Annotated in this window: 22 protein-coding genes; 15 read left to right on the top strand and 7 right to left on the bottom strand. The window is 68.3% G+C overall.

Annotated elements, in window-relative coordinates; all coding sequences use genetic code 11:
• Positions 1-65 precede the first annotated feature (65 nt).
• A complete protein-coding gene (locus tag DTA22_RS16900; RefSeq protein WP_037226211.1) occupies positions 66-518 on the top strand; it encodes a MarR family winged helix-turn-helix transcriptional regulator in 453 nt (150 codons plus the stop codon).
• A complete protein-coding gene (locus DTA22_RS16895; protein ID WP_112300185.1) occupies positions 515-1,939 on the top strand; it encodes an MFS transporter in 1,425 nt (474 codons plus the stop codon). The genes DTA22_RS16900 and DTA22_RS16895 overlap by 4 nt, the downstream gene beginning before the upstream one ends.
• A gap of 8 nt (positions 1,940-1,947) precedes the next feature.
• On the opposite strand, the gene DTA22_RS16890 is transcribed toward DTA22_RS16895, so the two are convergent.
• Positions 1,948-2,526 carry a TetR/AcrR family transcriptional regulator gene (locus DTA22_RS16890; protein ID WP_037226206.1) on the bottom strand — a complete coding sequence of 193 codons (579 nt, stop codon included), beginning with the start codon at positions 2,524-2,526 and terminating at the stop codon, positions 1,948-1,950.
• Positions 2,527-2,594: 68 nt separating this feature from the next.
• Between DTA22_RS16890 and DTA22_RS16885 the strand changes: the two genes are divergently transcribed.
• Entirely contained in the window at positions 2,595-3,065 is a 471-nt protein-coding gene (locus tag DTA22_RS16885) for a group II truncated hemoglobin (RefSeq protein WP_009475460.1), read from the top strand.
• On the opposite strand, the gene DTA22_RS16880 is transcribed toward DTA22_RS16885, so the two are convergent.
• Positions 3,053-4,180, bottom strand: coding sequence for a nitric oxide synthase oxygenase (locus DTA22_RS16880; protein WP_112300184.1), 1,128 nt, complete (start codon positions 4,178-4,180; stop codon positions 3,053-3,055). The two genes, DTA22_RS16885 and DTA22_RS16880, sit on opposite strands and share 13 nt — an antisense overlap.
• Before the next feature lie 141 nt (positions 4,181-4,321).
• On the opposite strand from DTA22_RS16880, the gene DTA22_RS16875 reads away from it, so the two are divergent.
• The 10 genes from DTA22_RS16875 (at position 4,322) to DTA22_RS16830 (ending at position 15,341) form a co-directional block, all read left to right on the top strand.
• The gene (locus tag DTA22_RS16875) at positions 4,322-5,296 is read left to right on the top strand and encodes an MsnO8 family LLM class oxidoreductase (RefSeq protein WP_112300183.1); all 975 of its coding nucleotides are present in this window, start codon (positions 4,322-4,324) and stop codon (positions 5,294-5,296) included.
• Positions 5,297-5,407: 111 nt separating this feature from the next.
• Positions 5,408-6,424 carry a LacI family DNA-binding transcriptional regulator gene (locus DTA22_RS16870; RefSeq protein WP_112300182.1) on the top strand — a complete coding sequence of 339 codons (1,017 nt, stop codon included), beginning with the start codon at positions 5,408-5,410 and terminating at the stop codon, positions 6,422-6,424.
• Positions 6,425-7,429 (top strand): 2-hydroxyacid dehydrogenase, encoded by a 1,005-nt coding sequence (locus tag DTA22_RS16865; protein ID WP_112300181.1) that lies wholly within the window; start codon positions 6,425-6,427, stop codon positions 7,427-7,429.
• Positions 7,426-8,643, top strand: coding sequence for a D-mannonate dehydratase ManD (gene manD / locus DTA22_RS16860; protein WP_112300180.1), 1,218 nt, complete (start codon positions 7,426-7,428; stop codon positions 8,641-8,643). The genes DTA22_RS16865 and manD overlap by 4 nt, the downstream gene beginning before the upstream one ends.
• Positions 8,644-8,648: 5 nt before the next feature.
• Positions 8,649-10,178, top strand: coding sequence for a mannitol dehydrogenase family protein (locus tag DTA22_RS16855; protein ID WP_112300179.1), 1,530 nt, complete (start codon positions 8,649-8,651; stop codon positions 10,176-10,178).
• 50 nt (positions 10,179-10,228) lie between these two features.
• Positions 10,229-11,608 (top strand): MFS transporter, encoded by a 1,380-nt coding sequence (locus DTA22_RS16850; RefSeq protein WP_112300178.1) that lies wholly within the window; start codon positions 10,229-10,231, stop codon positions 11,606-11,608.
• The gene (locus DTA22_RS16845; RefSeq protein ID WP_037226187.1) at positions 11,605-12,219 is read left to right on the top strand and encodes a bifunctional 4-hydroxy-2-oxoglutarate aldolase/2-dehydro-3-deoxy-phosphogluconate aldolase; all 615 of its coding nucleotides are present in this window, start codon (positions 11,605-11,607) and stop codon (positions 12,217-12,219) included. The genes DTA22_RS16850 and DTA22_RS16845 overlap by 4 nt, the downstream gene beginning before the upstream one ends.
• A complete protein-coding gene (locus tag DTA22_RS16840; RefSeq protein WP_112300177.1) occupies positions 12,219-13,157 on the top strand; it encodes a sugar kinase in 939 nt (312 codons plus the stop codon). Before DTA22_RS16845 ends, DTA22_RS16840 begins: the two co-directional genes overlap by 1 nt.
• A gap of 35 nt (positions 13,158-13,192) precedes the next feature.
• Positions 13,193-14,263 carry an L-idonate 5-dehydrogenase gene (locus DTA22_RS16835; protein ID WP_174233810.1) on the top strand — a complete coding sequence of 357 codons (1,071 nt, stop codon included), beginning with the start codon at positions 13,193-13,195 and terminating at the stop codon, positions 14,261-14,263.
• An 88-nt stretch (positions 14,264-14,351) separates the two neighbouring features.
• Positions 14,352-15,341, top strand: coding sequence for an MDR family oxidoreductase (locus DTA22_RS16830; protein WP_112300175.1), 990 nt, complete (start codon positions 14,352-14,354; stop codon positions 15,339-15,341).
• Between the two features lie 32 nt (positions 15,342-15,373).
• On the opposite strand, the gene DTA22_RS16825 is transcribed toward DTA22_RS16830, so the two are convergent.
• The 4 genes from DTA22_RS16825 to DTA22_RS16810 are packed head-to-tail and all read right to left on the bottom strand — an operon-like array spanning position 15,374 to position 22,226.
• Positions 15,374-18,595 carry an acetyl-CoA carboxylase family protein gene (locus tag DTA22_RS16825; RefSeq protein ID WP_112300174.1) on the bottom strand — a complete coding sequence of 1,074 codons (3,222 nt, stop codon included), beginning with the start codon at positions 18,593-18,595 and terminating at the stop codon, positions 15,374-15,376.
• Positions 18,592-20,301 carry an AMP-binding protein gene (locus DTA22_RS16820; RefSeq protein ID WP_112300173.1) on the bottom strand — a complete coding sequence of 570 codons (1,710 nt, stop codon included), beginning with the start codon at positions 20,299-20,301 and terminating at the stop codon, positions 18,592-18,594. Before DTA22_RS16820 ends, DTA22_RS16825 begins: the two co-directional genes overlap by 4 nt.
• 33 nt (positions 20,302-20,334) lie before the next feature.
• The gene (locus tag DTA22_RS16815; RefSeq protein ID WP_112300172.1) at positions 20,335-20,961 is read right to left on the bottom strand and encodes a TetR/AcrR family transcriptional regulator; all 627 of its coding nucleotides are present in this window, start codon (positions 20,959-20,961) and stop codon (positions 20,335-20,337) included.
• A gap of 26 nt (positions 20,962-20,987) precedes the next feature.
• Complete coding sequence (locus DTA22_RS16810; protein ID WP_112300171.1) at positions 20,988-22,226, bottom strand: cytochrome P450; 1,239 nt, start codon at positions 22,224-22,226, stop codon at positions 20,988-20,990.
• Positions 22,227-22,477: 251 nt separating this feature from the next.
• On the opposite strand from DTA22_RS16810, the gene DTA22_RS16805 reads away from it, so the two are divergent.
• A complete protein-coding gene (locus tag DTA22_RS16805; RefSeq protein ID WP_112300390.1) occupies positions 22,478-23,038 on the top strand; it encodes a TetR/AcrR family transcriptional regulator in 561 nt (186 codons plus the stop codon).
• On the opposite strand, the gene DTA22_RS16800 is transcribed toward DTA22_RS16805, so the two are convergent.
• A complete protein-coding gene (locus DTA22_RS16800; RefSeq protein ID WP_112300170.1) occupies positions 23,016-23,555 on the bottom strand; it encodes a nitroreductase family deazaflavin-dependent oxidoreductase in 540 nt (179 codons plus the stop codon). The two genes, DTA22_RS16805 and DTA22_RS16800, sit on opposite strands and share 23 nt — an antisense overlap.
• Positions 23,556-23,738: 183 nt before the next feature.
• Between DTA22_RS16800 and DTA22_RS16795 the strand changes: the two genes are divergently transcribed.
• Entirely contained in the window at positions 23,739-24,206 is a 468-nt protein-coding gene (locus DTA22_RS16795) for a DUF6069 family protein (RefSeq protein WP_112300169.1), read from the top strand.
• Positions 24,207-24,228: the final 22 nt, after the last annotated feature.

Raw genomic sequence — 24,228 nt, 5'->3', positions numbered from 1 at the left:
CCATTGAAGACCGGAAATAAAACAGCTAGACTGGCTAATGAACCTGACTGTGAGAGGGAGGCCCCATGGACCGCAAGGTCGATCAGCTCCGCGAGGACGTCGTTCTGTTCAACCGACGTATCCGGACCCAGCGAGCAGGGCACCTGCTCACCCCCTCTCAGCTCCAGGCCCTTGCGCATCTCGACCGGGAAGGTCCGATGAGCGCACGCGCTCTCGCCGATCTCGAGCAGGTGGCGCCGCAGTCCATCGCGCGGACCGTCTCGATACTCGAGGAGTCTGGCATGGTTACCCGGACCGTGGATCCCCAGGACGCGCGAGCGAGCATCGTCGCGATCACCGCGCTGGGGTTGCAGACGCTCGTCGACGACCGGTCGCGGCGTAGCGAGTGGCTGACGGCCGCGCTGGCCGCCGAATGCACCGACGCCGAACGTGACCTCCTCTTCATCGCCGGACGGCTACTCCGCCGGCTCGCCGGAACTCCCGAACCGGCGCCGCAGGAGTCACTGATGAACTCGTGAGCGCGACCGTCGCCGATACCGGCCTCGCCCAGAAGTCCCCGTCCGTCCCGTTCCGGGTGAGCGGTTCCGTCGCCACGGGAAGCATCCTCCAGCCGCTGAACTCGTCGATGATCGCGGTGGCGATCGTCGGCATCGCCGCCCAGTTCGGCTCCTCGTCCGGGATCACGTGGGTGATCTCGGGGCTCTACATCGCCACGGCCGTCACCGCCCCGATGGCAGGTAAGCTCGGCGCGCTGCTCGGAGCCCGGAAGGTCTACCTCGGGGGCCTCGCCCTGGTAGCGCTGGGCTCGATCGCCGGTCTGCTCGCACCCAGCGTCGGCTGGCTCATCTTTTCCCGCATCCTCGTCGGAATCGGAACCGCGACACAGTATCCCAATGCGATGACGATGATTCGCGGGTACGCGGAGCGACATGGCGCGCAACCGCGCACCGCGATCACGACCCTCGCGATCTGCAGCCAGGCGGTCGTGGCACTGGGCCCGACGCTCGGCGGACTGCTCGTCGGGGCGTTCGGCTGGCAGTCGATCATGTGGATCAACCTCCCGATCGTCGCGTTCAGCGCGGTCGCGGTCACGAAATTCGCGAAGGTCGGCTTCGTCGGCGGCATCTCGGTCAGCGGCCGGCAACTGCTGCACGCGCTCGACGTGGCCGGGGTCGTACTGTTCCTCGGGCTCGTCTCGTCGACGATGCTGTTCCTGCTGTCGCTCACCACCGACCCCGTGTGGTGGCTGATCCCCGTGTGGGTGCTGGTGCTGGCCCTGTTCGTCCAATGGGAACGGCGGGCGGACGAACCGTTCATCGACGTTCGGGCCCTGGCCCGGAACCGTGCGCTGAGCGCCACACTCGCCCGCACCCTCCTCACCTACACCGCGTTCTACTGTGTCTTCTTCGGCATCCCGCAATGGTTGCAGTACTCCCGCGGAATGAGCGCCACCGAGGCGGGTCTGACGATGCTGCCCGTCGCCGTCGTCGGTATCGGCTCCACCTTGTTCGCGTCACGGACGTATCGGCGGTACGGGGTGCGCCGAACGCTCACCGTCGGGACATGTGCGCTCCTGGTGGGCGGGCTGCTCCTGGCGTCGGTGGAGAGCAGTACGGCCCCGATCGTCGTGCTTCTCCTGGTGGCCGCGGTGCTGGGAATTCCCAATGGATTCAACAATATCGGCAATCAGAATCTGATCAGCTCGGTCACGTCCGTGGAGGAAGTGGGCACGGCGATCGGGATGTACCGCACCGTGCAGTACATCGGAGCGAACCTGTCCGCCGTCGTGCTGCAGACCACCGCCGGTCATGTGATCGGCGACGACGGACTGCACCGCACGGGCTGGTTCATCGCCGTCGCGGGTGTCCTCCTCCTCATCGGTGTCCTGATGTCACGGAACATGGGGGACCGGCGGTCGACGAACGCGTCGACGGCGTAGCAACCGCGTCAGGCCGGCGGCGTCCCGCCGACGGCCCGCCAGATCAATGTCGCGGTCCGGGCCGGCCAATCGGCGGGTGGGCGATCACCGGCCAACGCCCGGCCGTACCAACTGCCGGTGGCCATCGTGACGGCGACGTCGAGATCGGCGTCGCCGTCGATCAGCTTCAGTTCGGCGGCGCGGTCCAGGATGGCGCGGATTCGGCGCCGGCGCGGCGCCACCACCCGGGCGCGGTACTGCGCGCGGACGTCGGCGTCCGTCGTGTCCTGCAGCATCGTGCCGACCAGCGACAACCGGCCGCTCCGCGACACCCCGCGCTGGAAGTCGGTCAGCTCGCGCACCAGATCCCCGAAGGGATCGGCCGAGGCCCGCCCCGACCGTTCGTCGGACAACTGCGCCACGACGGCGGCGGCGAGCTCCGACTTCGACGCCCACCGCCGGTACAGCGCCTGCCGGGTGGTGCCGGCCTCCGCGGCGATCGCGGCGATCGACATCGCGTCGTATCCGGCCCGGGACAATTGCCTGCCCGCCACTTTCAGCACGCGAGTGTCGATGTCGGTGTCGCGGCTGCGCCCGGTCACAGTCATGCTCGATCCTCGTTTCAATCCAATGCTGGTGTGTATCGTAATGGAGAAGACGGAGATGAGGAGCTCCCATGGGTGATCAGGAAACACCGTCCCTGTACGAATGGGCGGGCGGTGAGCAGTCGTTCCGGCGGCTGATCGACGCCTTCTACGACCGGGTGGAGCGCGACGACCTGCTGTCCCCGATGTTCCCCGGCGGAGTGCACGAGGAGCATCGCCGCAACGTGACGCTGTGGTGGTGCGAGGTGTTCGGCGGTCCACCCGGCTACACCGACCGACTCGGTGGCTACGAACGGATGTTGCGACACCACATCGGTCTGGACATCAGCCGGGAGCAGCGGCACCGCTTCGCCGCGACGATGAGTCTTGCCGCCGACGACGCCGGGCTGCCGTCCGACCCCGAATTCCGCTCGGCCTTCATGGCATACGTCGAGTGGGGCACCAGGCTCGCGTTACAGAACTCGAGCCCTGGCGCCGAGGTGGTCGAGCACGCACCCGTACCGCACTGGGGGTGGGGCGTGGCCCCGCCCTACCGCGGCTGACCGGAGATCGGGCAACCCGAGCTGGCGGCCGGGAGAAAGTTCGGGCGGATGTCCATGTCGGGTGCGTCGTAGAGCCGGTGGAACGTGGGGGTGAGTGCCGCCGACATCGGCGGGTTGATCCACGACCAGTCGGTCGGGCACTTCCGGCCGAGTGACTCTTCGCGTTCGACGTGGCTGACGAACTGCTTGGCAACGGTGTGATGATCGACCATGTGCACGCCGGCCTGCCGGTAACTGTGGATCACGGCGCGGTTCAGTTCGACCAGTGCGCGGTCGCGCCACAGCGTCCGCTCCGATGTCGTGTCCAGGCACAGCCGTTCGGCGATCGCGGGCAGCATGTCGTACCGATCCTCGTCGCTGAGGTTGCGGGCCCCGACCTCCGTGCTCACGTACCACCCGCTGAACGGGGCGAGCGGGTAGGTCAGCCCGCCGACCGAGAAGCTCATGTTCGACACGGCGGGAACGGCATGCCACTTGAGACCGAGATCGGCGAACCAGGCGTAGTCCGGGTGCTCGATCTCGACCTCGAGCACCAGCTCGGATGGAATCTCGTACCAGCGCAGCGTCTCGTCGGGTGTGCTGACCAGCAGCGGCAGCACGTCGAACGGCGTGCCTGCGCCCCGCCACCCCATCTTCGTCACCGCCTCGGTGATTGCGACCTGGGCGGGGTCCCCGGTCACCGTCCCGTCCGCGTGGCGGTAGCCCGCGTACCGGATCAGTTGCGGGCTGACGATCTTGTACTCGCGTCCGTCCGCCAGCGGTAGGGGACCGACCGTGATGACCGAGCGCAGGGCGCCGCCGTTCGTCGCGACCCGCAGGTGCTCCCAGCACGCCTCCGCAATCTCGTCCGCGGTGGTGACGTGCCGGGCATCGATCAGCTTCAGCGTGCGCCAGTGCTTGCGACCGACGCACCGGGCGTGGTTGCGCCAGGCCAGCTGCGAGCCGACTTCCAGTTCCTCCACGGTGTGCTCGTAGCGGCCCGTCTCCGCCAGCGACTCCAGTGCGTCCGCGAGGCGGGCCGTGGGCAGGTGGGCCAGCTCGGGCTCGCTGAAGAACTCTGCGCACTCCCGCATCTGCGCTGCGGACCGCGACGTGACGTCCAGCGAGTACGACATAGTCCCTGTGCTGCTCACCATTGACCTCCCGGCGATCGTGGATCCTGCGGCGGTCAGTATGTCAGCGAAGCGGGCACACTCGTCCACCGAGTGCGGGCGGGGTGTGGAAATACCGTCGGCCGGCGGACCGTTGCCTCGGGGGTGAAGCTCTCGATTCTGGACCGGTCCCGCACGCGACGGGGTGTGCCCGACTCGGCCGCGCTGACCGGGACGATCGAGCGGGCGGTGCGTGCCGAGCAGCTGGGTTTCCATCGGTTCTGGGTGGCCGAGCATCATGCCGTGCCGGGCATCGCGAGTGGGTCGCCGCCCGTGCTGCTCGCTGCCCTCGGCGCCCGCACCGACCGGATCCGGCTGGGCTCGGGGGGTGTGATGCTGCCGAATCACCAGCCTCTCGTGGTGGCCGAGCAGTTCCTGATGCTCGAGGCGATGTACCCGGGCCGGATCGATCTGGGGGTCGGACGGTCGCTGGGGTTCACGAAGCCGGTGCGCGAGGCGCTGCGCCGTGACCGCGACGCCCCCGACACGTTCGCCGACGACCTCGACGAGGTGCGGAGCTATCTCGAGGGCAAGGGCGCCGTGACGGCCCGTCCCCAGGTGACGAGTCCGCCGCCGATATTCGTTCTCGCCACCCGGCGGGGGCTCGATTTCGCTGCGAAGGCCGGTCTGCCGGTGGTGGTCGGTGGGCCGGTCCTCGGCGGGTCGGGCACCCGCGTCCCGGAACTCGACCGGTACCGCGACAGCTTCGTCCCGTCCGCCGGAAATCGGTCCCCGTACGTGATGATCTCGCTCGAGGTGATGATCGCCGAGGACGAAGACCGGGCGCGTGAGCTGCTGCTTCCGGAGGCGTGGGCGCTGGCGCAGTCGAGTCGGACCGGCGAGTTCCCGCCGCTCGAATCGGTCGCGGACATCCGGGGTCAGGCGTGGACTTCGCGGTTGCGCGAACAGGTCGACGCCTCGATCGCGACGTCGATCCACGGCACCGCCGAGGAGGTCACGGTCGCGCTCGACGCGCTGGCCGCGCGCACCGGCGCGGACGAACTCCTGGCCTCGACGTCGACGTTCGACCGGGCGGCGCTGTTCGAATCCGACCGGCTGTTGTCGCTCCTGGACGTGTGAACGCGCACGACGCCCATGTTGCCGCAAGCCTTGCGCAAGTATTGACAATCTTGCGCAAGACGGTGGATAGTGTGTGTCGGCAGTCACAACGAACAGCGAGGCGGTAGCACCGTGGCACCCACCTTGACCGAGGTCGCACAACGCGCAGGGGTATCCCTGTCCACCGCGTCGCGGGCGTTCAGTGCCCCGGACCGGATCGGACCGGACACGCTCGCGCGGATCATCGCGGTCGCCGACGAGATCGGCTACCGGGCGGCGTCACCGACGCGCACCGACGTGGTGCGCCCCACCGCCACCACCGTCGCGGTCGTGGTGCCCGACATCGGGCACACGGTGTTCGCGAGCTTCGTGAAGGCGGCGCAGGCTCAGGGGTGGCACCGGCGCCAGACGGTGCTCCTCACCGACACCGACGGCAGCGCCGACCGTGAGCGTGAGGTTCTCGGCGAGTTGCAGGGACGCGTCGACTCGCTCGTGGTCTGCGCTCCGCGGCTGCCCGCATCGGACATCGTGCAGCTCGCCGGCGACACCCCCTTGGTGCTCGTCAACCGCTCGTCACCCGAATGCGATTGCATCGTGGCGGACTCCGAGGACGGAATTCGTCAGGCCGTCGACTACCTCGTCGCCCTCGGGCACGAGCACCTCGCCTACGTCCAGGGCTCGCCGCAGTCCTGGTCGAACCAGCGTCGCGTCGCCGCGGTCGAGGAACTCTGCAAGGCCCGGGATGTGCAGCTGAGCCTGCTCGGCTGGCAGCAGGAAACCCTCGCCGGCGGTCATGCCGCAGCCGCGAGCGTGATCGCGACGGGCGCGAGCGCCGTGATCACGCACAACGATCCGATGGCCATCGGAGTGATGAACGGCGTCCGCGCAATGGGCTTCTCGGTGCCGGCGGACCTGAGCGTCGTCGGCATCGACGACTCGCCGCTGGCCGAACTCGCCAGCCCCGCGCTCACGAGCATCAACGTGCCGATGGCACGAGCCGGCGTGCTGAGTCTGGACCTGGTGTTCCAGCGTGCGAACGAGCCGGACTCCGATATCCGAGAAATCCACCTCCCCACTCAACTGGTCGTCCGTGCTTCGGCCGGACCGGCGCACGATCGGGTGTTTCGCCCCGGAAAAGAGAGCCGCTAGATGAAAATCGTTGTTGCCGATCGCAACCTGATTCCGCACCGATCCCGGCTCGAGGCCACGGTTCCGTCCGATTCGCGGCTGTCCTGGCACGACGGCTTCGACGAAGCGGCCCTGGCCGAGGATCTTCGCGACGCCGACGTCTACGTCGGGGGAAAGTTCACATCGTCCCTGGCGTCGTCTGCAGAGCGGCTGCGCCTCGTCCACGTCGCCGGTGCAGGAACGGACAACATCGCCTTCGACGCCCTGGCACCGGATGTGCTGGTGGCGAACACCTTCCACCACGAGAAGTCGATCGCCGAGTACGTCGTGGCGACCGCGGTGATGCTCCGGCGCGGTTTCGTGGCTCAGGACAAGGCGCTCCGGCAAGGGGTCTGGGCGACGTCGGTCTACGACGACCTTCTCACACAGTCGAATTCGCTGCAGGACGCGAAAGTGGGTTTCGTGGGGTTCGGCCACATCGGCCACGCCACGTGGAATCTGTTCCGAGCATTCGGCGCGACAGGAGCGGCCGTGACCGGCCGTGGCAACGTCGACGCGCCGAGTGCGGGATTGGACTGGGCGGCGGACGTTTCCCAGCTCGGGCGTCTCCTCGTCGAATCCGATGTCGTCGTCGTGTCCGCACCGCTCGACGACCGGACGCGGGGCATGATCGGCGCCGACGAACTGCGCGCACTCGGCAGCGACGGTGTGCTGGTCAATGTGGGCCGCGGACCTCTCGTCCAGGAGCAGGCACTGTTCGACGCACTGTCCTCGTCGACCATCGCGGCTGCGGCCATCGACGTCTGGTACGACTATCCCGGACCCGACGGTCGCGGGACGCCCAGCGCTCTGCCGTTCTCCGAACTCCCCAACATCCTGATGACACCGCACTCTTCCGGGGTGTCACGACAGACTTTCGTCGGCCGCGTCGACGACATCGCCGACAACATCACTCGACTCGCTCGCGGCGAGCAACTGCGCAACGTCGTCGCTCCCGCCGTCGGCTCGAAAGGATCACGAGCATGACCGACAAGATCATTTCCGCGGACGTACTGGTCTGCAGCCCCACCCGCAACTTCGTCACCCTGAAGATCACCACGGCCGACGGCGTCGTCGGTTACGGTGACGCCACGCTCAACGGCCGTGAACTGTCCGTCGCGTCGTACCTCCGGGACCATGTCGCTCCCTTGCTGATCGGACGCGACCCGGCGCGGATCGAGGACACCTGGCAATACCTCTACCGCGGCGTGTACTGGCGGCGCGGGCCGGTCACGATGGCCGCGATCGGCGCCGTCGACGTCGCCCTCTGGGACATCAAGGGCAAGACCCTCGGCCAGCCCGTCTACCAGTTGCTCGGCGGTGCCGTCCGCGACCGGGTGCTCTCCTACACCCACGCGACCGGGTGGGACGCGCCCGCGCTGCTCGACTCCGTCGACGCGAAGCGTGAGAAGGGCTTTCAGGCGATTCGAGTGCAGTCCGGGGTTCCCGGCCTGGATTCGGTGTACGGCGTTCACCAGGGCGCCGCCGGATACGAGCCCGCGAGCCGCGGCGCCCTCCCGGTCGAAGAAGTGTGGGACACGGACGCGTATCTCAACCATGCCCCCCGGATCCTCGAGGCCGTTCGCGAACACGTCGGTCCCGAACTCAAATTGCTGCACGACGCCCACCATCGGCTCACCCCGCAGCAGGCCGCGCGGCTGGGGAAGTCGGTCGAGCACGTGGACCTGTTCTGGCTCGAGGACGTCACGCCGGCCGAGAACCAGGATGCGCTGCGTCTGGTGCGCAACCACACCACGACACCCCTGGCGATCGGCGAGGTCTTCAATACGGTCTGGGACTGCCAGCACCTGATCACCGAGCAGTTGATCGACTTCATCCGCGTGGCCATCGTCCACGCAGGCGGAATCAGCCACGTCCGCAAGATCTTCGCGCTCGCCGAGGTGTACCAGGTTCGCGGCGGACCGCACGGCCCGTCGGACGTCTCACCGATCTCCCTGGGCGCGAGCCTGCACCTCGGGCTCGCGACGCCGAACTTCGGAATCCAGGAGTACATGGGTTACGACCCGCTCGTCAGCGAGGTCTTCCCCCACGCGTGGTCGTTCTCGGACGGTCACCTCACCCCCGGCGACGTTCCGGGTATCGGAGTGAACATGAACGAGGAACTCGCGGAAAAGTATCCGTACGAGCAGGCGTATCTCCCGGTTGCCCGGCGCCGCGACGGCTCCATGACGGATTGGTGACGGGCATGTCCGAACCGACACTCTCTCGCCGACACGTTCCTTCTGCGGCATTGATCCATCGGCGGGTGCCGGAAGGCACCGGGATCGTGCACCTGGGACTGGGCAACTTCCACCGCGCGCACCAGGCGGTGTACACCGCGCTCGCGATGGAACGCGAACCCGGACCGTGGGGCATTCTCGGTGTGGCGAGCCGTTCGCGCGCCGTCGCCGATGCGATGAACGCGCAGGACCTCCTGTACAGCGTCGTCGAGATCTCGCCGGAGGGTTCTCGTGTGAGCGTCCCGGGTTCGCACACCGGAACCCTGGTGGCAGAACAGGACCCGGAGTCCGTCGTCCGCGCCATCGCGGACCCGGCGACGAAAATCGTCACGATCACGGTGACCGAACACGGGTACACGGTCTCACCCGAGACCAATTCCCTCGACCTCGACTCCGACGCCGTGCGCCGCGACCTCGCCGAGGTGCGGACGCCCCGCACCACGATCGGGCAGATCGCCCGCGGACTGGCCCTGCGGGCGAGCACACACGCCGCCCCGATCACGATCCTCAGCTGCGACAACCTGCTGTCCAACGGGCGTCAGACCGAGAGGCTCGTACGCGAGTTCGTCGGGACCTTCGCGCCGCCGCTCCGCGACGACATGCTGTCCTGGATGACCTCGTCCGTGACGTTCCCCAACTCGATGGTGGACCGGATCGTGCCGTCCGGTGCGGACCGCTACAACGAGGCGGCACTGGCACACCTCGGCGTGCGGGACACGATCGCCGTCCCCGCCGAGCCGTTCACGATGTGGGTCATGGAGGAGCGGTTCGCCGCCGGCCGTCCCGTCTGGGAGCACGGCGGCGCGCTGTTCACCGACGACGTCGAGCCCTACGAGCTGATGAAGGTCCGACTGCTCAACGGAACGCATTCGCTCATCGCCTACCTCGGCGCTCTCGACGGGCGCGCCACCATCCCCGAGTCCGTGGCGCAACCGTTCGTCGAGGACGCCGCGCGGCGGATCCTGTGCGACGAGTACCTGCCGACGGTCACCGTTCCCGAATCGGTGGACACGGACGACTACATCCGGCAACTGTTCTCGCGGTGGTCCAATACCGCTCTGGGGCACCGTACCTCGCAGGTCGGCTCCGACGGATCGGTCAAGCTGGCGCAGCGCATCCCGATCCCCGCACTCGAACATCTCGGCCGCGGTACCGTCCCGCAGTACCTGTCTCTCACGGTCGCGGCATACCTCTGCTGCATTGCCCCACTGCCCGGGTTCGATCCCGGCCCCCACGCACGATCCATGACCGACCCCGCTCGACCGCGCCTGGCAGGAATGGCCGACAACGCCGCTTCCACTACCGAATTCGTTCGCTCCGTCTTCGTCGACGGTGGTCTGTTTCCCAGCACTCTCGCTTCGCACACCGAGTTCGTCTCGCGGATCGCCGACTTCGTCGACATCATCGTCCGCCACGGGCCGGCAGTCGCCGCCGCCGAAGCATCCGACCCGGACCTCGGGACGATCACGTCGCTGCAGTCCAGAGCGACCATCTGACTCCCTCACCCCTGCCCGGACAATTCCGGGAACCACCAATGGAGGAATCCATGGACACTACACTCGACCCCACGGTGAACCCGCAAACTCCCGGCCGCGCAGGCGGCACACCTCAGGCAGACCCGTCCGCGGTCCGCCGGGCGGCGTGGGCGGGACTCATCGGCACCACGCTCGAACAGTACGACTTCGTCATCTACGGGACCGCCTCGGCGCTGATCTTCAACACACTGTTCTTTCCGAACATCTCGCCCGCGGCGGGCATCCTCGCGAGCTTCAGCGCCTACGCCGTCGGGTTTCTCGCCCGGCCGCTCGGCGGCTTGTTCTTCTCGCGTTACGGAGAACGTCTCGGCCGCAAGTGGGTGCTCGTCGCGACGCTGATGCTGATGGGTGGCGCAACACTGGGTATCGGCCTGCTGCCCACCTACAGTCAGGTCGGGCTGCTCGCACCCGCCCTCCTCGTCGCCTGCCGGTTCTTCCAGGGCTTCGGCGCGGGAGCCGAACAGTCCGGCGGTGCAACCCTTCTGACGGAGACGGCGCAGATAGGCAGGCGAGGTCGGCTCGCAGCTCTGGTGATGACCGGGGCCGCGCTGGGCACTGCTCTCGGCGCAGTCGCGTGGATCGCCGCGCAGCTCCTGCCGGAAGAGCAGCTCATGTCCTGGGGTTGGCGTCTGGTCTTCATCAGCAGTCTGCTCGTCACCGTCGCCGCGTTCGTCATCCGCCGCAAGCTGACCGAGAGCCCGGTGTTCCAGGAACTCAAGGAGCAGCACCAGGTTCCGAAGACACCCGTCAAGGAGATCTTCGCGAACGGCAAGAAGCCGCTGTTCATCGTCATGTTCATGACGATCGGCATCAGCGCGCAGTCGTACACCTACCAGGTGTTCATGGCGTCGTACCTCAAGAACGACGTGCACGTCGACCCCACCTTCATTCCCAAGGTGCTCCTGGTCGGCGCCATCTGCGGCGGCATCGCCGCCTACGGGTTCGGCCGTCTCTCCGACCGGGTGGGCCGCAAGCCGGTGTACATCTCGATCGTGATCGCTCTCATCATCCTGCCCGTCCCGACCTTCCTGGCCCTGAACACCGGCTCACACCTGCTGATCACGATGGCGATGATCGTCGGCTTCATCCTGGCCTGCCAGGGCGCCGTCGGCGTCACCATGAGCTACTTCCCGGAGATCTTCGGCTCCCGCTACCGCTACGCCGGCGTCACTCTCGGCCGTGAATTCGCCTCGATCTTCGGGGGCGGCGTCGCACCGCTGATCTGTGCGGCCCTCGTCACGGCCTTCTCCGGCTCGTGGGTCCCCGTGGCCGTCTACATGATCGTGATGGCCGTGACCGTTCTGATCGCCTCGGCGATGGCACCGGAAACCCGGGACCGCGACCTCACGCTGGCCGCCAATGCCACCGACCGTGAGGTGACGGCGGCATGACCTCCTCCGTCATCGCGGTGCTGCGCGCCGCGCACGCCGACCGGTACGCCCCCGTCGTCAACGTCCTCGCCGAGAACGGCGTGCGCGCCGTCGAGCTGACGATGAGCACGCCGGGCACCCTCGAGTCCCTGAGCAGCATCCGGCGCGACGCACCCGACGGCGTCGAGATCGGGGTCGGGACGGTCACCACCGTCGACCAGGCCCGCGCCGCCCTCGATGTGGGAGCCGACTTCCTCGTGACGCCGACGACCAACCTCGAGGTCATCGCCACGGCCGTCCGTGCCGGAATCCCCATCTATCCGGGCGGATTCACCCCGACCGAACTGTGGAACGGATGGAACGCCGGTGCGACTGCCGTGAAACTGTTCCCGGCATCGGTAGTCGGACCGGAGTACATCGGGCACCTGCGCGGACCCTTCCCCGACATCCAGGTCGTCCCTTCGGGTGGGGTGAGCATCGAGGACGTCCCCGCGTGGGTCGCCGCCGGAGCGGCGGCGGTCAGCCTCGGCGGCCCGCTGATCGGTGACGCACTCCGCGGCGGCGACCTCGGTCAGCTGGCCGAACGATGCCGGCGCCTCGGCGACGTCGTCGCCGAACTGGAGGTCGTGTGATGACGGTGCTGACATTCGGCGAGACGATGGCCCTCACCCGGGCTGTGGACACCGGTGCACTCGCCCACACATCGACGCTCCACCTGGGAATCGGCGGCGCCGAATCGAACTTCGCGATCGCCTTGCGGCGACTCGGCGTCGACGTCACCTGGATCGGTCGCGTCGGCCAGGACAGCCTGGGCGACCTGATCGAACGGGAACTCCGGGCCGAGGGAATCACCGCCGACGTCATCCGCGATCCGGATGCTCCGACCGGACTGATGGTGAAGGAGCGGCGAACCGCCACTGCCACCCGCGTCTGGTACTACCGGACCGGCAGCGCGGGGTCGCGGCTCACGACGTCGGACATCGCGGACGCCCGCCTCGAGTCGGCGTCCCTGCTGCACGTCACCGGTATCACCCCAGCCTTGTCCGACTCTGCCAGGAAGACCACCTTGCATTGCGTCGAACGGGCACGCGCACTGGGTATTCCGGTGTCGTTCGATCTCAACTATCGCCGCGCGCTGTGGTCGCCGGACGAAGCGGGCGCCGTCTTCCGTGAGCTGATCGCGTTGTCGGACATCGTCTTCGCAGGTGAGGACGAGGCCGCGATCGCAGTGGGCGAGGGCACCCCCGCCGAACTCGTCGCCCGTGTCCGCGACCTCGGACCACGCGAGAGCATCCTGAAGCTGGGCGACCAGGGATGCCTGGCGATGGTCGACGGAGAGACGTACTCCCTCCCCGCGGTGCCGGTGAGCGTGGTCGACTCCGTCGGGGCGGGAGACGGTTTCGTCGCCGGCTACCTCGCGGAACGCCTGGCCGGGAAGGCACCCGCCGACCGCCTGAAAACCGCTGTGACGGTGGGGGCATTCGCATGCACCGTGTCCGGCGACTGGGAGGGCATGCCGCGACGGGACGAACTCGGACTCCTCACCACCACGGAACCCGTCACCAGATGACGAGCTCCGACCTCCGACAGAACTGGATTTCACCGATGAACACCAGCTCGACCACCGCCTCCGAAGCCACCGAGGTCCCGACGCACGCGCAAGCAGTCGTCGCCCACGGTGCGCAGGACCTGCGCGTGGAGGAGGTGCCGATCGCCGCGCCGAAGGCCGACGAAGCGGTGATCCGCATCGCCTACGGCGGGATCTGCGGATCCGACCTCCACTACTGGCAGCACGGCGCCGCCGGCGAATCGATCCTTCGCGCACCGATGCGGCTCGGACACGAGGCATCGGGCACCGTCCTGATCGGCGCGACGGACGGAAGCGGTCCCGGCGCAGGCACCCCCGTCACCATCCATCCCGCGACCCCCGGCGGCGACAGCGCGAAGTACCCGGCCGATCGCCCCAATATTTCCCCCGGATGCACATACCTGGGCAGTGCGGCGCATTTCCCGCACGCGGACGGGTTGTTCGTCAGCCACGTCGCCGTCCCGACGCGCATGCTCCGGGTTCTTCCCGACGGCCTCGACCTTCGTCTCGCCTCACTGGCCGAGCCGGCGAGCGTCGCGTGGCACGCGGTCGCGCGAGCAGGGGACGTGAAGGGCAGGTCGGTCCTCGTCATCGGTGCCGGACCCATCGGCGCGCTCGTGGTGGCGGTACTGAAGCGAGCGGGCGCCGGGAAGATCACGGCGGTGGACATGCACGAGTACCCGCTGAGGATCGCGCGCGCCGTGGGTGCGGACGATACCCTCACCGCAACCGATGCCGACGCAGTCGCGGCCGTGGCAGCGGACGTCACCATCGAATGCTCGGGCAACCATCGCGGTCTGGCATCGGCGATACACGGAACGGCCCGCGGCGGCCGGGTCGTGATGGTCGGATTGCTTCCGTCCGGTGATCAGCCGGTACCCGTGTCGATTGCAATCACCCGGGAACTGGACCTGGTCGGCTCGTTCCGGTTCAACGACGAGATCGACGAGGTGGTGGCCGCCCTCGCCGACGGCTCGCTGGTGGTCGATCCGATCGTCACGGCCGAGTACGACGTCGCCGATGCGCTCACCGCCTTCGCGGCGGCCAGGGATGCGTCGTCGTCGAGCAAGGTGCTCCTCAGGTTCTGATCCGGGGAACTTCGCCCCGGCCTCGTCTGCGGGGCACGGCTGTCGCATGATGGTCTCGACGCACCCCCGAGGTCAGGAGAGCAAGCTGATGAAGGAATTCACCGCCTGGATCGCTCGCGAGAACGAGGGCGCCATCGGCCTCTCCCAGGAGACGGTCGGCGAGTCGTTCCTCCCGCAGGGCGAGGTGACGATCCAGGTCGAATACTCCAGCGTGAACTTCAAGGACGCGCTGGCGCTCACGCCGAAGGGTGGAGTGGTCCGCGAGTACCCCATCGTGCCCGGCATCGATGTGGCAGGCACCGTCGTCGAATCGCAGTCCCCGGAGTTCTCCGTCGGCGACACGGTCGTCGCGCACGGCTACGACATCGGCACCGCCCGGCACGGCGGGTACGCGCAGTTCGCCCGCGTTCCGGCCGACTGGGTGGTGAAACTCGACGGCATGTCCACCCGCACCGCCGCCGCGATCGGGACCGCCGGCTTCACGGCCGCGATGAGCGTGGAGGCACTGCTGTCCCGTGGAGTCGCGCCGGGCAACGGTCCGGTGCTCGTGACCGGTGCCAGTGGCGGCGTCGGCACCGTCGCCGTCGACCTGCTGTCGGCGGCGGGCTTCGAGGTGGTCGCGTCGAGCGGAAAGCCGGAGAAGGCGGAACTGCTCACCGAACTGGGCGCGAGCACGGTGATCGGACGACTCCCGGAGCCCGACACGAAACCGCGTCCGCTCGGCAAGGCCCAGTGGGCCGCCGCGGTCGACTGCGTCGGCGGCGCCACCCTCGCACACGTGCTCAGCACCATCGAGTACGGCGGCGCGGTCGCGGCGAGCGGGCTGACCGGCGGACCGAAGTTGGAGACCACGGTCCTGCCGTTCATCCTGCGTGGTGTCAGCCTGCTCGGGATCGATTCGGTGCAGTACCCGATCGACCAGCGGCGCCGGCTGTGGGGCCGTCTCGCGTCCGACCTCGCGCCGTCCCGGCTCGAGTCGATCACCCACGACGTTCCGATCGCGGACGTCGTCTCGGTGATCGACCGGGTGCGAGCCGGCACTTACTCGGGCCGGGCCGTCGTGGCTGTCGCCCCGTGAGTACTTATTAACGTCCGGCGGTTAACAAGTACTCACGGGCGCCGGAGGCGCACGATCCAGGCACGGGAGTCGGCCGGGTCGATCACGTCGTCCAGTTCGAAGATCGTCGCCGCGTTGAGGGCCTTCCCGTGCTGGTAGGCGGCGTCGACGAGGTGCGCGAACGCGGTGTCGCGCTCGGCGGGGTCGTCGATGGCCTTGAGTTCCTTCCGGAAGCCGAGCCGCACCGCGCCTTCCAGTCCCATGGCCCCGATCTCGCCGGTCGGCCACGCGACCGTGAACTCGGACGCGTGGAAGGAGCCGCCCGCCATGGCCATCGCGCCGAGGCCGTACCCCTTGCGCAGGATGATGGTCCCGTACGGCACGGTCATCCGCGCGCCCGCGACGAACAGTTTCCCGAACCGGCGAACCGTGGCCTCCTTCTCCGAGTCGGGTCCGACCATGAATCCCGGTGTGTCACACAGTGAGACGACGGGCAGACCGAACGATTCGCACAGCTCCAGGAAGCGGGCCATCTTGTCCGCCGCGACCGCGTCGATCGCGCCGCCGAGGTGGTGGCTGCTGTTCGCGACGAGACCGTACGGGGCTCCCTCGACCCGGATCAGCGCGGTGACGATGCCGACGCCGTGGTCGCGGCGTAGTTCGAGGACCGAGCCGACATCGGCGATGGATTCCACGGCACTGCGCACGTCGTAGGCGCGCAACCGGTTCTCCGGGACGACGTGGCGTGCCAGCCGTTCGTCGGGGGCCTCCCAGTCGGGGAGCGCGCCCTGGAAGTACGAGAGGTACTTCTTCGCCAATTCGACCGCGTGCGCCTCGTCCCGGGCGAGCAGGTCGATGACGCCGTTGCGCCGCTGCACGTCGACGGGCCCGATGTCCTCCGGCCGGTACACGCCCAGCCCGCCGCCCTCCACCATCGCCGGGCCGCCCATGCCGATGTTCGCGTCGGGGGTGGCGATGAGGACGTCGCAGACTCCGGCCAGGGCGGCGTTGCCCGCGAAGCAGCGACCGGACACGACCGACACCAGCGGGACCTTCCCGTTCAGCGCCGCCAGCGACCGGAAGGTGTTCAGGTCCAGGCCCGCTGCCGGGCCGGCGTCGGTGTCGCCGGGCCGTCCGCCGCCACCCTCGGCGAACAGGACGACCGGAACCTGCTTGCGGCCGGCGAGTTCGATCACCCGGTCCGTTTTCGCGTGGTTGCGCATGCCCTGGGTTCCGGCGAGCACCGTGTAGTCGTACGACAGGACTACCGCCTGGGCGTCGCGCGGGCCGAACACGTCACCGTTGACGGTGGCGAGTCCGGCGACGAGACCGTCGGCGGGGGTGTTCTCGATCAGATCCTGCTCGGAGCGGCGGCTGCGCTGCGCGGCCAGGACCAAGGGTCCGTATTCGACGAAGCTGCCGGGGTCGACCAGATCGTCGATGTTGGCGCGTGCGCTGCGTCTCCCGAGTTTCGTGCGCTTCGCGATTGCGGCGGGCCGGGCGGCGTCGAGGGTCACGTCGTGCCGCTGCCGGATCTCTGCCAGATCCGCGCGCTCACGATCCAGATCGGTTGCGCTGTCGACGACGTCGCCTGCCTCTGATCCGGTGCGGCGGATCACGACCAACGGGTCACCGGCGTTGACGGTCTGCCCGGGCGACACCAGATTCCGCTCGACCACCGCGCCCGTGGGGGCGGCGATCACGTGCTGCATCTTCATGGCCTCGAGCACGACGAGTTGGGCACCCGACTCCACGGTCGCCCCTTCTCCGGTCGACTCCACGACCGTCCCGGCCATGTGGGCGCGCAACACGTCCTCGCCGGCCCGCAACTCGAGTGCCTCCGACGCCACCTCCGCCGGCTGGTGCACGTACGCGGCGTCGACGAGCGTACTCATCCGCTCGGCGAGATGGTCGGTGCCGACGACGCCGTCGGCGAAGCCGGGATCGGCCAGAATCGCCCGGAGGAAGCCGATATTGGTGGGAACGCCCTCGACGACGAACTCGGCGAGCGCCGCGTCCGTCTTGCGCACCGCGGCCGAGAACGACGGGCCCCGCGAATGCACGATCACCTTCGCGAGCAGCGAGTCGTACCGCGGGCTCGGCGACAGCCCGGGCCGGCCGTAGGTGTCCACCCGCACACCCGGTCCCGTGGGCGGCGAGAAGACCGACAGGGTGCCCGCTGCGGGGACGGCCTGACCGTCGGGGCGCATCGTTTCCATGTTCACGCGCGCCTGGACGGCGATCCCGCGCGCGACGGCGGGGACGCCCGACGTGTCGAGCCCCACGGCGCTGATCCCGTCCGGCAGCACAAGGTCCCCGAAATCAGCTCCCCGCGCGATGTCGATCTGCACGGCGACGAGGTCGATACCCGTCACCTCCTCGGTGACCGTGTGTTCCACCTGGATTCGGGGATTGACCTCCAGGAACACGAAGCCTTCCCGGGACACCAGGAATTCGACGGTGGCGAGTCCCCGGTATCCGACACTGGCGCACAGCCGGGCCGCGGCCTCGTGCAGGTCGCTGCGCAGTCCGGGATCGAGCCCCTGCGCGGGGGCGATCTCGACGAGTTTCTGGTGGCGACGCTGCACGCTGCAGTCGCGGTCACCGACGGCCAGGGCCCTCGTCGCGCCCGCCTGCTGCGCCGCCACCACCTGCACCTCGACGTGCCGGGCGCCGTCGAGCAGTGCCTCGGCGAACAGTGCGGGGTTGCCGAATCCGAGTTGCGCCTCGGACGCGCAGAGCCGGTAGGCCTCGTCGATCCGGTCTGCGCTGCGGACGGCACGGATGCCGCGACCGCCGCCGCCCGCGAGCGCCTTGATCATGATGCCGCCCGGGTGTTCCGCGAAGAACGTGCGGACGCCGTCGAGGTCGGTGGGACCGGTGGTCGCGGCGAGCACCGGTACCTTCGCGGCGACCGCGGCCTCGCGTGCGGACGACTTGTCGCCGAAGATGTCGAGCACCTCGGGGCTCGGTCCCACGAAGGTCAGCCCGGCCTCGGCGCACGCACGTGCGAAGTCGGCGTTCTCGCTGAGGAAGCCGTACCCGGGATGCACTGCCGTGGCACCGAACTCCGCGGCCGCGTCGAGGATGGCCCGAGTGTCCAGGTAGGCGGACGGGCCGGAACCGTGGAGTGCGACCGCTTCGGTCGCGGCGCGCACGTGGGGGCTGTCCGCGTCGTCCTCCGCGTAGACGGCGACGGTGCCGACCGACATCTCCTCGGCGGTGCGAATGATGCGCAGCGCGATCTCGCCACGATTGGCGACCAGCAGGGTCACTTGTACTCCTCGGCCAGAGCGAACAGGTCGGCCTTGCGGACCTTCCCGGTCGCCGTCATGGGTAGGGCGTCGAGGACCTCGACGGTGGGGACCTTGTATGTGGCCATGTTCCGGGCCGCCCACTCCCGCAGTTCCTCTGCGGAAACCTGGCGGTCGGGCAGGAGCTGGACGAAGGCGAACGGCACCTGACCCTTGCCCGGATCGGGCTTCGGGACGACCGCGGCCGACTGGATGTCGGGATGCAGCAGGAGCAGTGCCTCCACCTCGGAGGGGAACACGCTCATTCCGTTGGTCTTGATCATTTCCTTGTTGCGCGCCAGATAGTGCAGTGCGCCTTTGCCGTTCAGCTTGCCGACATCGCCGGTCTGGAGCCAGCCGTCGCGGAGCGCGGCGGCGGTGGCATCGGGTTTGCCGTAGTAACCGGTGAGCAGCGACGGACTGCGGACGATGATCTGTCCGGGTTGCCCCACCGGCACGGGCGCACCGGCCTCGTCGACGATCAGCACGTCGGTGCCCGGAACCGGGAGTCCGCAGAACACGGGTTGGCTGAGCAGGTTTTCGTCGCCGGTCTGGAAACCGAGCGTGATGGTGTCGGCGGTGTGCGTCTCCGTCATACCGTAGCTCGCTTCCCGCAGCACGTGACCGGTGGCGTCGCGCCAGCGCCCGCGAATCGCGGGGTCGAGTTTGAGCACGAACGACACGGCCATCGCGTTGTCGAGGGTGGAGAAGTCTCTGTCGCGGAAGCCGGGCAGGTCCATCAGTTCCACAAAGTTGTCGACCGTCCCCACCATCGACGTCACCCCACGACTTTCGACGAGCGTCGCCGCGGCGTCCGGGTCCCAGCGGTTGAGGAGCACGACGGTGCCGCCGTTGATCAGCGGATACAGGATGCCGAAGTCCTCGCCGGCGATCCAGAAGATGGGCAGGAATCCGAGGACCACCGGGGGAGCCTCGCCCACCTGCCTGCCGCCTGCCAGCGTCGCGGTGGCGGCGGTGTAGACCATGTGCGCCTGCGTGTGTTCGCAGCCCTTCGGCATCCCGGTGGTGCCCCCGGTGTAGTTCAGTGCCGCCAGCGCGTCGGGATCCATCGGAATCGGCTTGGCGCGTCGGGTGTTCATGATCTCCGCCCAGTCGGTGACTGCGGAGGCGTGGGGGAACGGTGGTGCCACGCTGGGTTCGTCCGGCAGCATGTCCGACAGCGCCGTGACCGCGACGTGCCGCAGCGCCGTCTGGTCGCGCACGGATTCGACCATGTCCGCGAAAGAATCCTGGGTCAGCAGGATCTCCACACCGGCGTCCACGAGTTCGTATGCGAGTTCGTGCTCCCGGAACAACGGGTTGATCGGGACGTGGACGGCGCCGATCTTCAGGATCCCGAGCATGGCGACATGGAACTGCGGACAGTTGGTGAGATGGACGCCGACGCGGTCGCCGGCGGCCGCGCCCCGCTTCCGGAGCCAGCCGGCGAAGCGGTCGGACAGTTCGTCGAGTTCGGTGTACGTGATGGCACGGCCGTAGAAGTCGATCGCGACGGTCTGCGGTCGCTCCGATGCCCAGTGCCGCAGGTAGTCGATCACGGTGCGGCCCTCGATCGGGTACTCGACCGTCCGCGGTACCTGCGGTGGCCACGCGGCGTCCTGGAGTTCGCGTATCTCGGCGAGGGCCGATTCCAGTGCCGTGGGGTCGCTCGAAGGCGAAGTGGGCATACCGAACTCCCGATTCTGTGCGGATTGTCGTTGCTAGGCGAAGCCGATGAGTCTTTCGGAGATGGCGGTCAGGTCGGCGGTGTACCGGCGTTGTTCACGGGCCGTCGCGTCCACCAGCCGGGCGGCGCCCGCGAGCTGGGCGTCGGCGAGGGTCTGCGCGATGCGGGCGGGCGGCGCGCACGGTGTGACGTCGCACGAGGCGTTGATGCGCTCGATGAACCGGGTGTAGCGGCGGATGAGCCGGGTCTGCACGGTGGTCCAGCTTCGGCCGACCTCGGGGTCGAGCCGGGCGCGGTGCCTGATCAGTTCGAGGACGCGCCCGTTGGTGTATACGGCTTCCACGAACGCTTTCGTGGTGGTGCGCAGCACCTCTCGCAGGTCCTCGCTGGCCGGTCCTTCCACGTGCTGGGCCTCGAGGAACTCCTCGCACACGTCGGCGGCGACGGCGTGGAACACCTCGTCCTTCGACGAGAAGTAGGCGTAGAACGTTGCCCGCGACACTTCGGCCCGGGTGGTGATCACTTCGACGGTCGTCCGGTCGTAGCCGAGTTCGGCGAAGCAGGCGCTCGCGGCGCACAGGAGTTCGCGGCGGCGGGGACCGTCGTTGTCCTTCCGCGCCGACCGCGCCCGCTCCTGAGCCTCACTTGTGGTCACGGTCACAGTATGTGTTGATGTTGACGTCAATGTCAATCAGGGCGTGTCGCCTGCCCGATCCGGAGCGGGAGTGCGCTGTGACGGCGCACGAACAGGCTGGGGACCCAACTGGGCTCGGCGTCGGCGGCGAGGGAGAAATTGTCGGTGCGCGCGAGCAGTGCGGTGGTGGCCGCGAGGGCCTCCATGCGGGCCAGCGCCGATCCGACGCAGAAGTGGACGCCCTTGCCGAACGCGAGATGGGAACGGATGTGCGGCCGGTCGAGCACTATCTCGTCCGGACGCTCGAACACGGCCGGATCCCGGTTGGCCGCGCCCCACAGCAGGAGCAGGTGCTTGCCGGCGGGCAGATCGACGCCCCCGAGCGTGGTGTCCGCGACGACATGACGGTGGTGGCCGCGGAACGGCGACTCGAGACGGAGCGCCTCGTCGAGGAACGCGTCGACGAGTGCGGGTTGCTGCCGGAGCCGGGTCTGCAGTCCGGGGCGGGTGGCGAGGAGGCGGGCCGCGTTGGCGATCAGCCCCGCGGTCGATTCGCCGCCGGCGCCGACCAGCTGGACCAGAACGAGTGTCGCCACGTCCTCGGAGAGTTCGCCGGCACTGCATGCGTGCGCGAGGACCCCCAGGAGGTCGTCGCGGGGGTTCGTCCTCGCCCGCACGAGTTCGGCCCGCAGGTAGGTAGCCAATTCGGCCGCGGAGGCGACGAGGGGACCGAGTCGATCCGCGGCGACGACCCCGCCGAGCATCTCCGTGCTGTCGTAAGCCCACGTGAGTAGCTGCGGTACGTCCGACTCGGGCAGGCCGATGAGTTGCGCGACCATCGCGAGCGGCAGCCGGTCGGCCATCGCGGACGCCCAGTCGATCTGCCCGTCGCGCAGTCCCTCGTTCCACAGAGTGCCGACGAGCGAGTGCACGGTCGGGGTCAGCGCGCGGATGCGGCGGCCGAGCGCGGGCAGGACGAGCTTGCGATGGTGCAGGTGAGTCGGGTCGTCGGCGGTGGCCAGCACGTGCACGGCCTGACCGCCGCCGTCCAGGTCGAACGTCGCGGGCGGTCCCGACGGTTGCTGCACCAGCACGCCGGTGAGGTTCGACGAGAAGACGTCGGTGCGGTTCGCCGCCTCGGTCACGAGATCCCACGTGGACACCAGAAAGAAGTCGGTGCCGGCGATGTGGTGGACGGGGGAGTGCTCGCGGAGTGTCCGATAGAGCTCGTTCGGTTCGTCGAGATGGACGGGATCGAAGATGTCGATTCCGCGGGTCGGCGAGTGGGCCATCGAGCAACTCCTTGTTGACAAGAACCTGTTATGGATCACCACAGTTCGCGTCGGAGGAGGGTGCTGTCAAGGGTGGCCGGAAGACTGAGACATCGCTGTTCAACGGCAATTTTGCCGGTGTTTCAGCGCGAGTGGATCCGGATCCATCGTCGCTGATCACGGACCCAAACAAGAAAACATGTTCTAGAATCTCTCGTGTATTCGTCTCACGCTGAGACAAAATGGCAACGAGGTCTCGAACGGTGGAGCGGGTGGAACACGCGGATTGGTTGACCGGCGGCAGCCGGCGGGTGCTCGCCGTCGAGAGGATTCACGCCGCCGCGGCCGACCTCATCCGCGAACGCGGAATCGACGGGGTGGATGTCGACCAGGTCGCGGCGCGTGCCGGGTGCTCACGCGCCACGCTCTACCGGTATGTCGGGGGCAAGCGGGCACTCGTCGACGCCGTGATGTCACGCGCCGCCGACACCGTGGCCGAACGCATCGAGCAGACGCTGGAACCGTTCGAGACGTCCGAGCGGATCGTCGAGGCAATTCTCGCTGCGGTGGTGGAGATCCGCGCGGAGCCGACGCTGGCGCGGTGGTTCACCGGGGCACGGTCGAGAAGTACGGACGAGTACCTGGCCCGCGCACCCGAACTCGGCCGGGTGGCGATCTCACTGACCCGCATCGCGCCCGACGAGGAGGCTGCGGGATGGATCGTGCGTGTCGTCCTGGCTCTGTTGACCTGGCCGTTGCCCGACGCGACCGCGGAGCGTCGCGCCGTCGAACGCTTCGTGGAGCCCGTCTTCAGGATTCGCGAGTCGTCGTAGCCGATCCGGTGGGCTCCAGTACGAAGAGCCGGAAGTCGCGTCCTCCGGACCGTCGATGCTCCATGAGGTAGCCGGGCCAGTAGTCGACCACCAGCTTCCAGAGGTTCTCGCGTTCGTCGCCGGTGGCCATGTGCACGCGCATCCGGGACTCGTGTGCCCCGGCCTTGACGAGTGCTTCGTCGGCGGCACGCAGGTTCGCCGACCACGCCGGGTGCTCGGGACGTCCCCAGTTGGAACCGGTCACGATGTATCCGTCGCCGTAGGGAATGCAGAGCAGGGCCGTCGTCCGCGGGGTGCCGCTCTTGCGGCCTGGGACCGTCACCTGCAGAGACTGCAGTCCGCCGATGCCGACGAGGCTCACCCGGTTGCCGGTCCAGGCGCGCAGGTGCGACTCCAGCCAGATGATCACCGGTGCCATGCGCATCATCCACTCGCGGGTGCCGAGCCAGCGCGCGAGAATGCGGAGTGGGTTGCGGAGCCGCCGCGATCGGGGTGGCGTCGTGGGGGCTGCGTTCATAGCCGCCATCATCCCTCAGGTTGCCGATCGGGGCCGACCGCGATGAGTTTTCGGTTCCTCTCGGGTCTACCTGTCAGGTCTCACCGAAAAGACCTCGATTTCAGGCCTTGACCCAAACAATGGTTGAGGTTGCAGGATCGGTCAGTAGCAATTCGAAGTCCACTCGACAGGGGAGTAACGAACATGTCCAGCACTGGAACCACCACTTCTGCAACCACGACCTCACGCCTCAACCCTGCGACGCTCGAACTGAGCCGCCCCTGGGCGATCGCCGCGACAGCGATCGGCGCGCTCGTCCCCAACCTGGTGATCTGGTTGCTGGGATTGGCGGCCGGCGGTTCCTTCGAGATGACGGACGCCGGTAAGACCAGCAGTGTGGCGCCCGGCGGTGTCGTCATGCTGACGGTCGTTCCGATACTGCTCGGGATGACACTGGCCGCGCTGATCTCGCTGAAATGGGTAGCCGTCATCCGGCCGGCCGAAGTGATCGGCGCCCTGCTGCCGCTCGCGACGATCGCCCTCACCATTCAGGCCGACTTCGACACCGCCAGCACCATCGCGCTTTCGGTCATGCACGTGGTGATCGCCGTGGCGGTCGTCGCGGGCCTGGAAGCGATGCGGCGACCCCTGCTTCGCGCCGCGAACGTCTAGGGGGTGCTGTTCGCCGGCGCAT

The organism is Rhodococcus wratislaviensis (assembly GCF_900455735.1).
GTDB lineage: Bacteria > Actinomycetota > Actinomycetes > Mycobacteriales > Mycobacteriaceae > Rhodococcus_F > Rhodococcus_F wratislaviensis.
The sequence above is the reverse complement of the archived record's forward strand: the minus strand, read 5'-3'. Positions and strand labels throughout refer to the sequence as shown.